Below are 12,278 nucleotides of genomic sequence, written 5' to 3' on the forward strand. Positions count from 1 at the left end.
CCGCCCGGCCCCCCCCCCCCCCCGCGGGGGCGCGGGGCCCCCCCCCCCCCGCCCGCCCGCCGGGCGGGGGGGGGCCGCCCCCCCCCCCCCCCCCACCACACCTCCTCCCTCCGCGGCCACACCCCCGCCCGCCGCCCTCGTCCCCGAGCTGGTGGAGCTGACAGCGGCGCACCCGTACGACGAACGCTTCCGGGCCCAGCTCATCCGCGCCCTGCGCGCGGCGGGCCGGCAGGCCGACGCGCTCGCCGCGTACGAGGACGCGCGCCGCGCGCTCGCCGAGGGGCTCGGCACCGACCCCGGGCCCGAACTGACCGCCCTCCACCGCGCACTGCTCAGCCCCGCGCCATCCGCACCCGGCGCCGAGGCGGCGGAACACCGGGGCAACCTCCGCACCCGGCTCACCTCCTTCGTCGGGCGCGAGCCCGAACTCCGCACCATCCGGGACGACCTGACCCGCTCCCGGCTGGTCACCCTCACCGGTCCGGGAGGCTCGGGGAAGACCCGGCTGGCCGAGGAGTCCGCGGCGTACGGGGGCCGTGCCGCAGCCGGTGAGGTCTGGCTCGCGGAACTCGCCCCGGTGGAGAATCCCGAAGCCGTCCCGGGAGCCGTGCTCTCCGCGCTCGGGCTCCGTGAGACGGCCCTGCTGCGGGACAGCGGTCACGAGGGAACGTATCCGCGCACCGAGCCGGTCGACCTGCTGACGGACCATCTCGCGCACTCCTCCAGATCCCGCCCCTTCCTCCTCATCCTCGACAACTGCGAGCACGTCATCGGCGCGGCGGCCGCGCTGGCCGAGACCCTGCTGACCCGCTGCCCCCGGCTGCGCATCCTCGCCACCAGCCGCGAACCGCTCGGCGTGCCCGGCGAATCCGTACGGCCGGTGGACCCGCTCCCGGCCGATCTCGCCCACCGTCTCTTCACCGAGCGGGCCCGTGCCGTGCGGCCCGGGTTCGACCCCGAGCGGGAGGCGGCGCACGACGCGGACGCCGTTGCCGAGATCTGCCGCCGCCTTGACGGGCTGCCGCTCGCCATCGAGTTGGCCGCCGCCCGGCTCCGGATGCTCACCCCGCGCCAGATCGCCGGCCGGCTGGATGACCGCTTCCGCCTGCTGACCGGCGGCAGCCGCACCGTACTGCCGCGCCAGCAGACCCTGCGGGCCGTCGTCGACTGGTCCTGGGACCTCCTGGACGAGGACGAACGCACCGCCCTGCGCCAGGTCTCGGTCTTCGCGGGCGGCTGGGACCTGCCCGCCGCCGAGGCGGTCCTCACCACGGCGTCCGGTCCCGCCCGGCACACCGCCGCCGACACCGCGGATCTCATCGGGGCGCTCATCGACAAGTCCCTCGTCGTCGCCACCCCGGTCGCCGCCGGCGGCATGCGCTACCGCCTCCTGGAGACCATCCACGAGTACGCCATCGAGCGCTGCGCCGAGACCCCGGACGTCCAGGCCGAGGCGGGGCGGGCGCACACCGCGTACTTCCTCGCCTACGTCGAGGAGGCGGAGCCGAAGCTGCGCTCCGCCGACCAGCTCTCCTGGATCCAGCGCCTGGAGACGGATCTCGACAACATCAGGGCCGCGCTGCACCGCACGACCGCCTCCGCGGGCCGGTCCGGTCGGCCGTCGGGTTCCTCGGAGTCGGACGCGGCGCGTCTGGTGCTGGGCATGGGCTGGTTCTGGTGGCTGCGCAACTACCGCGTCGAGGGTCTCGGCTGGACCGCGCGGGCGCTGATGTTCGGCCCGGAGCCCGCCGACGCCACCGACCCCCGCTACTGGCCCTGGATGAATCTGCACATGCTGCGGTTCTTCCTGGAGGCGGAGAGCCGCGCGCCCGACACGGACCGCGACGGCCGGCCGGACGAGGGACTGGTGCGACGGATGGCCGACGCGTTCGTGTCGTCCGGACCCCACGCCGCCCGCTTCCCCGGGCTGCTCTGGCCGATGACCTCGTTCATCACGCTGGGCACGTCGGACATGCGGGACGTACGCCGGAAGATCGACGCGGTCGTCGACAACGCCCGCATCCACGGCGACGCCTGGGAGTACGGGGTCTCGCTGATGTTCCGCACGCACATGGTCGTCGACATGCCGGGCGGCATGCCGGGAGTCGACGACGACCTCGCGGAACTGCGCGTTCTGAGCCGCCGCGTCGGGGACCGCTGGATGCGCGCACAGGTCGAGAGCGCCGCGGCCGAGGCGGGCATGATGCGCGGGCGGTACGAGGAGGCGCGTCCGGCGTACGAGGAGGCGCTGCTGCTCGCCCGTGAGGTCGGGGCCCACGCCGAGGCCCCGTTCCTCCTGGCCCGGCTGGCCGAACTCTCCTACCGCACCGGCGACGTGGCCGCCGCCGAACGGGGCCTGGACCGGTCGGAGGCCGAGGCCGACCGCTACCAGACGCACGAGGCGGCCGCGTACGTCCACTACCTGCGGGCCGTCATCGCTCTGGACCGGGGCGACATCGAGGCCGCCAGACGCAGCCTCACCGCGGCGCAGCGGAGGAACGACGAAAGCAACCCGCCCACGCAGATGCCCGCACTTCTGGACGGGCTGTCGGCCCGCATCGCGGCGCACGAGCCGGAGCCCCGCGGCGGCCCGGCCGTAGCTCTGCGCGGGCTGGCCTCGGCCCTGGCCGCGGCGAGGGACGCGCAGTACGCCGAGGTCATCACCGGATACCTGGCGGACGGCCTCGGGACCGTGCTGCCGAAGCTGGGCCACCACGCGGCCGCCGTGCGCGTCCTGGCCGCCGCCGACAGCTGGCGGCTCTCCGGCCCCAGGACCGCGGTGGAGCAGGCGGCGGTCGACGAGGCCGGGCAGCTGGCCCGCGAGGCGCTGGGGGAGCGGAGTTACGAGAAGGAGCGCGCGGCGGGCCGTGCACTGACCCTCGACGACGTCGTCGAACTGCTCACGGAGATCGCTGGTACGGAGGCGAGCGGGTCGGAGCCGGGCGAACCGGAGTCGGGCGGACCGGTGGTCAACGGCAGCTGATGCGGGATTCCGCCCAGTTGGCGAGGGCCACCCCGCCGAAGGGGGTGGCCGGCTCCACGACGAGCCGGATGCGGTCCTGGCCCTCGATACCGACGCCGACCGGCACGGCCGGATCGTCGCCGTTCATCACCGGCGACTGCCACAGCCGCGCCCCGTCACCGTTGAACACGGAGAAGCGCACGGACCCGAGGCCCATGGTCAGGTCGTCGACGCCGACCATCGCCTCGTAACGGGTGCACCGCCGGTTCAGCTCGATGACGACCGACGAGCGGCTGTGGACCGTCACCCCGTGGTCGTACCGCGTGCCGCCGATCGACATCCCGGAACGCTGCCAGACCCAGCTGCTCTCCCCGAGCACCACCTCCGGGCCGGTGTGGTCCCCGAGGAGGCTGTAGTTCAACTCGTTGACCTGGTAGACCTCCGGCGCCGGTGCGGGCGCGGGTGGCGGAGGGGGCGTCGGGGTCGGAGTCGGCGTCGGAGTGGGCGTAGGCGTGGGCTTCGGGGCGGGCGGCGGTGGCGCCGGAGCCGGCGGGGTGGGCTTCGCGGGCGGCGTGGGTGTGGGCGTAGGGGCGGGCGCCGGCTTCGGCGGTGCGGGAACGGGCGGCGCCGGCTTGGGCGGCGGGGTGGGCTTCGGCTTCGGCGGTGCGGGCGACGGCACCGCGGGCGCCACGGCCGGCGGCCTGGCCACCGGCTTCGCCTCGGGCCGAGGCCGGTCGTCGCCGACCAGTGCCCACACCAGTCCGGCGGCGGCCGCGACGGCGACCGCCGCCGCGATGCCGGCCTTCGCCGGAGCGCCGAGCCCCTCGGAGGCGGCGGCCCCACCGGCCGATGACGCGGACGAACCCCCGCCGGTCGCGGCGGCCGCGGCTCCCGCGCCCGCCGCACCGGCTGCGCCGCCCGCGACGATCCCGGCGGCCTTGACCGCGTATCCGGCGGCGAACCAGCCGATGACGGCGACCGGGAGCAGCGCGGGAATCCCGGCGTTCACATGGGCCAGTTCACCGGCGGCCAAGCGGCATTGAGCGCACTCGTCCAGGTGCCCGCGCAGGCCGCGCTCGGCCCGGATCCGCAGCCCGCCACGGGCATAGGCGCCGAGCCGGTCGGCGTAGCGCGCGCAGTCGCCGCCGGAGGTGAGCGCCTGGCTCACATGGGCCTGGAGGTAGGCCTGCTTGAGCCCTTCGCGGGCCCGGCTGGCCAGCACCGAGGTGGCGTTGGCGGTCAGCCCGAACAGCGGGGCGATGTCGCTGGGCGACTCCTCCTCGACGGTGGTGTGCCACAGGACCGCCTGCCAGCGCTCCGGGAGGCTGCGGAAGGCCTGCATGGCCATCGACTGCTCGGCCTCGTGCATCGCCATCACGTCGGCGCCGAGATCGAGGGTGTCCGCGTCCGACACCTCCGACGAGCGTGACGCCTGTGCGGCGAACGCCGCGAAGTCGTCGACCAGCTGCTCCCGCTTGGCGGTCCTCGTCCAGGCGGCGCCGACGTGCCGGACCGCTGTCATCAGGTAGGCGCGCACTGCCTCCTCGGGCCCCTTGCCGCCCCGTACCGCCTGCAGCGTCCGGGCGAAGACCTCGGCCGTCAGGTCGTCGGCGGTGTGCGCGTCCCGGCAGCAGGTGCGCGCGTACCTGCGCACCGCGTCCGAGTGCCGGCGGAACAACTCGTCGTACGCGAGGTCGTCCCCGTCCCGCATCTGCTGGATCAACTGGGCGTCGGAGAGGGCGAGTCCGGCGGGATCGGCGGCGTTCGTGCCGCCGCCCACCCGCTGCATGGGGACCGCGGCCGCCGGGGCCGCGCCATCGATGGAGTCGGCGCGGGTGTCGGTGTCCGGGCCCAGGTCCGTGTCCGAGCCCGACGGCGCCGGGTTCTCGACCGGAACGGGGGGCCAGGGTCCGGGCAGAACCGTGCCGCCGCCCTCTTCGTCGGCGCCCTGGCGTCCGGGCCCCGCCTGGTTCGGCACATGCTCGGCCGGCCGGCCGCCCGTGCCATTCCCGCCGCCCGTGGTGGACACACCGTCGAACGACTCTTCCTGCTGCCCGTCACCGCTCATCGCGGACGCCCCCGTATGCGCTTTCGGACCCCGAATACCGGGCAAGCGTGCCACAGAGGGCAGGAGCGGCCACCCCTCAGCCCTGGCAACCACTCATCCGGGGCGTTCTCCCGAATATCAGCACTAGCGGACACCAGTTCGGGGAAGGGTTAGCGGGTTGGGCGGACGCGGCAGTCGGGCGTCATTGAGCCCGGTCATGCCTCAGGTGACGGCAGAGGGCGGCCACGGCCGCCCGGCCGCACCCGCCCCGCCACTCACACACGCCGTGAGCGCTGTACTCACACAGGCCGTGAGCGCAGCCCCTCCAGCAGGATGTCCAGCAGCCGGGCCGAAGCCGCCGCCTGCTGAGCCGCGTCGGGGAGCGCGGGCGCCGCCGTCGCGATGACCAGCAGCACATCGGCCACCGTCACATCGCGGCGCAGCTCACCCGACGTCCGCGCCCGGTCGACCAGCCGCCCCACGACCTCCAGCAGCTCGGCCGCTCCACTGCCGGCGTCGAACTCCGGCTCCGCCGGCTCCGGCTCCTGCCGAGGCTCCGCGACCCGCAGCCCGCCCTGGCCGGCCTCCTGCCGCTGCTGCGGCACCCGCGCCTCGTCCCGGGCGGCGCCCGGATCGCCGACCACCGTCGAGTCGTCGCTGTCCACGCCGACCCGCAGTATCTGCGGGGGCAGCAGCCGCCCGGCGCCCGAGGCGACCGAGGTCCGCAGGAAGCGCGACAGCGCCGACCACGGCTCCTCCTCCTGCCCCAGCGCGGACCGGGCCTGGTCGGTCAGCCGGGAGGTCTCCTCCTCGGCTATCCGCCGCACCAGCACGTCCTTGCTGGGGAAGCGCCGGTACACCGTGCCGACACCGACCCGGGCGCGACGCGCCACGTCCTCCATCGGAGCGCCGTAGCCGAGCTCACCGAACACCTCGCGTGCCGCGCGCAGCACGTGTTCCAGATTGCGCTGCGCGTCGACCCGCAGCGGGGCCGAGCGGCCTCGCGCTCCGGCATTGACGCTGCCCGAGCCGAGTGCGGCACTCAGCGTGCTCACCGCTCCCGGTGCCACGGAGGTCCCTGACGACCCGATTCCGCTCACCGTTCCGACCGTTCCGACCGCGCTGACTGTACCGACTGCGCCGATTCGCCCGTTTCCTTCGGACGCGACAGCAGCAGTTGGCCAATGCGATTCCTGAATATGCATAACTTTTCCCCCGGTTATGACGTCTCCCCCCGGAGACTCCCGCCGTGTCTGCCGGGTTGAGCGATGGTCCCATCCGTCACCCCGACGACACACGAACATAGTTGAGCCGGGGTCAATTCAGAAGGGGGCAGTTCCGCCCGGAGCGCCCCCCGATCGGAACAAGGACCGGTTGATCACCGATTCGTCCTCCGTCCCTACCCCTCACCGCAACCCCTGACCTGCGGGGCTTCCGTATTGCCCCAAGGATCAACCGGAGCGGCCCGTTCGGAAGCTCCGGTCACACAATTTGCCGGGGCTGTGGACAAACTCCGGAGCGCGTTGCGTCATGGGGAGGTGATGGCTTCAGATTCCGGGGGAACACCCCCCGGCCCCCCGCCGGGCGTGCGCATTCTCGTCATCGGTGGCGGCTACGTCGGGATGTACACCGCGCTGCGTCTCCAGCGGAAGCTCAAGCAGCGGCTGAGAAGCGGCGAGGCCGAGATTGTCGTCGTCACCCCTGATCCTTATATGACGTATCAGCCGTTCCTGCCCGAAGCCGCCGCCGGCTCGATCTCACCGCGCCATGTGGTCGTCCCGCTGCGCAGGGTCCTGCCGCACTGCACGATCGTGATCGGTGAGGCGCAACGCGTCGATCCGGTCAAGCGCGTCGCGACCGTCACCACGCTCGCCACGGGCGAGGACGGCACCGGAGCCGTCGAGATCCCGTACGACGAGATCGTCATCGCGCCCGGCTCCGTATCGCGCACCCTCCCGGTCCCCGGCCTCGCCGACCACGGCTTCGGCTTCAAGACCATCGAGGAGGCCATCGGGCTGCGCAACCACGTGATCGAGCAGATGGACATCGCCTCCGCCACCCGCGACCCCGCCATCCGCGACGCCGCCCTCACCTTCGTCTTCGTCGGCGGCGGCTACGCGGGCGTGGAGGCGCTGGCCGAGCTGGAGGACATGGCCCGCTACACCGCGCGGTACTACCACAACATCAAGGCCGAGGATCTGAAATGGATCCTCGTCGAGGCCACCGGCCGCATCCTGCCCGAGGTCGGTGAATCGATGGGCAAGTACGCCGTACGGGAGCTGCGCGGCCGCAACATCGACGTACGCCTCGACACCCGGCTGGACTCCTGCGAGGACCGGGTGGCCGTGCTCAGCGACGGTTCCCGCTTCCCGACCCGCACACTCGTGTGGACGGCCGGCGTGAAACCCGCGCCGCTGCTCGCCGCCACCGGCCTCCCGCTCAACGAGCGCGGCAGGCTCATCTGCACGGCGAAGCTCACCGTCGAAGGGGCCGGGCACGTCTGGGCCGCCGGTGACGCGGCCGCCGTCCCCGACTTGACCTCCGAGGAGCCCGGACGGGAGACCGCCCCCAACGCGCAGCACGCGGTCCGCCAGGCCAAGGTCCTCGCGGAGAACATCGTCGCGTCCATGAACGGCGAACCGCTCACGGAGTACCGGCACAGCTATGCGGGCTCCGTCGCCTCGCTCGGCCTCCACAAGGGCGTCGCGCACGTCTACGGACGCAGGCTCAAGGGCTACCCTGCGTGGCTGATGCACCGCGTGTACCACCTGAGCCGGGTCCCCACGTTCAACCGCAAGGCCCGGGTGCTCGCCGAATGGACGCTCGCCGGCCTGTTCAAGCGAGAGATCGTCTCCCTCGGTTCACTGGAACACCCCAGGGCCGAGTTCGAACTCGCCGCAGGAAGGCGGCCCGGGGGCGACGGCGACGACTGTCAGTAGGGTCCGACACACTGGACGTGTGACCATAGGTGGGCTCACATCTGCACAGAGTGACCCGGCAGGCAGCGACCGACAGTAACGGCAGCGACGGGCTCCGGCTGAGCTCTCCCGCAGGTCCGGCCCCCGGACCGCCGGGAGCGGACCGGCAGCAGGAACAGACCGGCAGGGAGAACAGGCAGCACAGGACCCGGCAGAGGAAGCAGCCCGCCCGAGCGGACCAGACCGACACACGAGGCCAGAAATTCCGTGAACTTCACGCGTTGGAGCGCCCGCCTACCCGGTACGCAGCGTCGAGCCGCCCGGGACGACCACAGTGCCGTACCGGCGGCCCGCGCCGAGTACGCACAGGACGAGACCGGATCCGGCCCGCCGCAGGGCGAGCCGGACGGCCCCGCGACCCGGCCCCCCGCGCCCGCGCTGGAGGACCTCTCCGCCCGCGACATCCTCGGCCAGCTGCCCGCCCTCGTCGCTCTGGTGCACGGCCCCGAACACCGCGTCGCGTACGTCAACGACGCCTACGCCGCGGCCTTCGGCCCCCGCCCGGCGGGTGTCCCGGCCGCCGAGGCGATGCCCGAGCTCACCGAACTCAGCCTGCTCCCCCTGATGGACCAGGTCCTGCGCAGCGGCACACCCCGCACGGTCAAGTCCCGCAAGGCGGGCAGCGGCAACTCGTACACCGTGACCTGCACCCCGGTTCAGCACGACAAGGACGAGGGGCACGAGGGCGGAGTGCTCGTCTACGCCGCCGATGTCACCGACCACGCCGAAGCGGCCGAGCGGCTGCGCACCAGCGAACGACGCCACCGCGAAACGGCCGTCACCCTCCAGCGCTCACTGCTCCCGCAGGAGCTGGAACAGCCCGACGACCTGCGGATCGCCGCCACCTACCAGCCCGGCGGCACGGACGCGGCGGTCGGCGGCGACTGGTACGACGTCATCACCCTCGGCGCGGGCCGCACCGCCCTGGTCATCGGGGACGTGATGGGGCGCGGGGTGCGCGCCGCCGCGGTGATGGGACAGCTGCGCACCGCGGTCCGGGCCTACGCCCGCCTCGACCTTCCACCGCACGAGGTGCTCCAGCTGCTCGACGGACTGGCCGCCGAGATCGACGCCAGCCAGATCGCCACCTGCGCGTACGCGGTCCACGATCCCAACGAGGGCCGGCTCGTCTACGCCTCCGCCGGCCACCTGCCGATCCTGGTGCGCGACGAGGACGGCACGGTGCACCGCGCCGAGGGACCGACCGGTCCGCCGCTCGGCACCGGTGGCTGGACCCACACCTCCGGCACGATCGCGCTGCCGCCCGGCTCCACCGCCGTCCTCTACACCGACGGCCTGGTCGAGCGCCGCAACGAGGACATCGACGAGGGCGTGGCCGCCCTGGAACGGGCGCTGTCCGGCGCGAAGGGCGCACCGCAGGTGGTGTGCGACCGCCTGATGCGCTCCCTCAACATCACCGCGGAGCACGACGACGACGTGGCGGTCCTGGTGGTCCAGCACCCCGCCCGCACCGGCTCGACCGCGGAGCTCTTCCACAACGCCTCGCTCGATCTGCTCGGCGGCATCGAGGCGGCGCCGCGTGCCCGCGCCTTCGCGACGGGCGTCCTGACGTCGTGGCGGTTCCCGGTGGAACTGTGCGACCTGGGCGTCCTCGCCGCCGGTGAGCTGGTCGCCAACTCGCTCCAGCACGGCACACCGCCGATGCGCCTGGGCCTGCGGCGCACCGATCGCCGGCTGATCATCGAGGTCACGGACGGCGACGACCACCTGCCGCGCCGCCGCCGCGCCGAACCGGCGGACGAGGCGGGCCGGGGCATCTCCATCGTCGCGACGATCGCCACGTCCTGGGGCAGCCGCCGCACCCCGGGCGGCGGCAAAGCCGTCTGGTGCGAGTTCGCCCTGCCGCGTTAGACGGCAGGGCGGGCGGCCCCGGCCGTCAGTGGACGGCGGCGACCGGGGCCGGCACCTCGGCGGTCGTACTCTCCGGCAACGACACCGCCACCACCCGCGACGGCACCGCCGCGAGCGAGGGCTGGTCCTGTACGGGGGTGAGCCGCCGGCCGAGCCGCAGCGCGAGCACCGTGATCCCGAGCGAGAACAGTACGAACGTCACGATGTAAGGCCCGTGCAGCGAGGCCCCCATGGGGCCGCCGACGGCGGGACCGACCGCCAGCGCCAGCTGCTTGCACAGGGCGAAGGCCGAGTTGTACTGCCCGACCATCGACTCCGGCGCCAGGTCGGCGACCAGCGGCGCGACGGTCGGCGAGAGCATCGACTCACCGAGCCCGAACAGCGCGTACGTGGAGATCATCGCGGCCGTCGCCATGGTCTGGCTGCCGTGCCCGAGTCCGGCGTAGCCCGCCACGATCCAGGCGAAGGCCCAGATCAGACCGACCGAGGCGATCACCCGGCTGCGACGGCGGCGCTCCACGAGGCGCAGCACCACGAACTGGGCGACGACGATCACCGCGGTGTTGGCGGCCAGCGCGATCCCGAGCGTGGAGGGCTCGATCCCGGCAGCCTCGGTGCCGTACGCCGCGAGCCCGGACTCGAACTGTCCGTAGCAGGCGAAGAACACCACGAACCCCAGCACACACAGCTGCACCATGGCCCGGTGCGAGAGCATCGCCCGCATCCCGCCGCCCGGCGCGCCGTCACCGGCACCGGAAACCCCCGCCACGACAGCAGGCGTACGAGGCATCCGCACGGTCGCCGTGATGGCGCCGAGTACGAGGAACATCACCGCTTCGATCAGGAACAGCAGGGTGAAGGACGACGGCCGCTCCGTGTCGACGATCTGCCCGCCGACCAGTCCGCCGATGCCCAGGCCCAGGTTCTGCAGGAAGAACTGCATGGCGAAGGCACGGGTGCGGGTGCCGGTGTCGGAGCACTGGACGAGCATCGTGGCGAGGGCCGGCTGCATGACGGCCGTTCCCGCGCCGAGGACCGCGGCCGACAGGACGGCGGCGGTCACCTGTGAGGAGAAGCCGAGGGCGGCGGCGCCCAGGGAAGCGACGACCGAGGCGGCGAGCAGCACGGGCAGCGGCCCGCGCCGGTCGATGACCCGCCCGGTGAACGGCAGGACGGCGAGCGCCGCCATGGCGAAGACCGCCAGCACGACTCCCGCCGTACCGGCACCCAGATCCCGTACCTGCGCCACATAGACGTACAGATACGGAACGGTGAACCCGAGCCCGAACGCGCTCAGCGCGCTCCCCAGCTGGATCCGCCGCAGTGCTGCACCCATTTCCCTGGTCACACTCACCTACCTCAAGGTCTCGAAGCCATGTGATCGAGCGATCCGAACGACTCGAACCCGAAGACTTTAGCACTAAAGTTAGAACGTCAACAATACAGATCGAAGGACTTCGACGCCCATGGGTGGCGTGCCATACTGCGCGCCATGTCTGACACCACCGAGCCCGGTCTCCAGGAGCCGAGCCTCGACGAGCAGATCGCCGCCTACCAGCGCGAGTTCCGGGACCTGGACCCACAGGTCGAGCAGGTCGTCTCGGCGCTCGGCCGGCTGAACCGCCGGATGAACGTGGCGTACGGACGCCAGGTCGCCGCGCTCGGCATCAGCAACACCGAGTGGGAGGTCCTGAAGACCCTCGTGCTGGCCGGCACCCCGTACCGGCTGGGCCCGGGGGAGCTGGCCAAGCGTCTCGGGCTCACCCCGGCCGCCATGACGCACCGCATCGACCGGATGGCGGGCGAGGGCCTCGTCACCCGTGACCGTGACGAGAACAACCGGGTCCGCGTCATCGTCGAGCTGACGGACGAGGGCCGGGCCAAGTGGCTCGAGGCGATGCGGATGGCCGCCGACTTCGAGGAGGACCTGCTCCAGGACCTCTCGGGCGACGAGCGCGGGGTCCTCGGCGAGATGCTGATCCGGCTGCTGCGCCGGGTGGAGCACGCCCAGCCGGACGCCGGCGGCCGCCTCACCGACCTGGACTGAAAACCGGTTGCGGGCGCGGCCCGGGGAGGGGTTGACACGCCCCACCGCGATCCGTAAGGTTCTTCGAGTTGTCACGGAGCCGGAACGGTTCCACGGCAACCGATCCCGCCGCGAATGCGGCAACCAAAACTCAGTACGATCTCCCACCCGGGAGAATTTCGGTATGCCGAAATTCATTTCGAGGACTCGATTATGAGTCACCGGGAAGATCCGCTAGAGTTTGAGACGTCGGAACGGCCCAACAGCCGGGAAGACAAGCCCCGCTGACTGGGAATCAGGCCCGAAAGGATCTGATAGAGTCGGACTCGCCGGAAAGGGAAACGCGAAAGCGAAGAACTGGAAAGCGAAAATGCGAGGCCCGCTTCGACCGGG

General features: G+C 72.6%; 7 protein-coding genes. 4 read left to right on the forward strand and 3 right to left on the reverse strand.

The window, feature by feature from the left end; translation table 11 throughout:
* The coding region (locus ACGFU6_RS39015; protein ID WP_393617343.1) for an ATP-binding protein at positions 1-2,983 on the forward strand (2,983 nt) is incomplete at its 5' end.
* On the opposite strand, the gene ACGFU6_RS39020 is transcribed toward ACGFU6_RS39015, so the two are convergent.
* Both ACGFU6_RS39020 and ACGFU6_RS39025 read right to left on the reverse strand, forming a co-directional pair.
* A complete protein-coding gene (locus ACGFU6_RS39020; protein WP_393617345.1) occupies positions 2,970-5,030 on the reverse strand; it encodes a sigma-70 family RNA polymerase sigma factor in 2,061 nt (686 codons plus the stop codon). The two genes, ACGFU6_RS39015 and ACGFU6_RS39020, sit on opposite strands and share 14 nt — an antisense overlap.
* Before the next feature lie 278 nt (positions 5,031-5,308).
* Positions 5,309-6,214, reverse strand: coding sequence for a TetR/AcrR family transcriptional regulator (locus ACGFU6_RS39025; RefSeq protein ID WP_393617347.1), 906 nt, complete (start codon positions 6,212-6,214; stop codon positions 5,309-5,311).
* 336 nt (positions 6,215-6,550) lie between these two features.
* Between ACGFU6_RS39025 and ACGFU6_RS39030 the strand changes: the two genes are divergently transcribed.
* Complete coding sequence (locus ACGFU6_RS39030; RefSeq protein WP_393617349.1) at positions 6,551-7,948, forward strand: NAD(P)/FAD-dependent oxidoreductase; 1,398 nt, start codon at positions 6,551-6,553, stop codon at positions 7,946-7,948.
* A 246-nt stretch (positions 7,949-8,194) separates the two neighbouring features.
* Positions 8,195-9,859, forward strand: a complete 1,665-nt coding sequence (locus ACGFU6_RS39035; protein ID WP_393617350.1) for a SpoIIE family protein phosphatase — start codon at positions 8,195-8,197, stop codon at positions 9,857-9,859.
* Between the two features lie 25 nt (positions 9,860-9,884).
* On the opposite strand, the gene ACGFU6_RS39040 is transcribed toward ACGFU6_RS39035, so the two are convergent.
* Positions 9,885-11,195, reverse strand: a complete 1,311-nt coding sequence (locus ACGFU6_RS39040; protein ID WP_393617352.1) for an MFS transporter — start codon at positions 11,193-11,195, stop codon at positions 9,885-9,887.
* A 156-nt stretch (positions 11,196-11,351) separates the two neighbouring features.
* On the opposite strand from ACGFU6_RS39040, the gene ACGFU6_RS39045 reads away from it, so the two are divergent.
* On the forward strand, positions 11,352-11,906 hold the full coding sequence (locus ACGFU6_RS39045; RefSeq protein ID WP_123524656.1) for a MarR family winged helix-turn-helix transcriptional regulator: 555 nt from the start codon (positions 11,352-11,354) through the stop codon (positions 11,904-11,906).
* The last annotated feature ends 372 nt before the right edge of the window (positions 11,907-12,278 follow it).

This window comes from Streptomyces sp. NPDC048462 (assembly GCF_043200175.1).
In the GTDB taxonomy this organism is placed as follows: domain Bacteria; phylum Actinomycetota; class Actinomycetes; order Streptomycetales; family Streptomycetaceae; genus Streptomyces.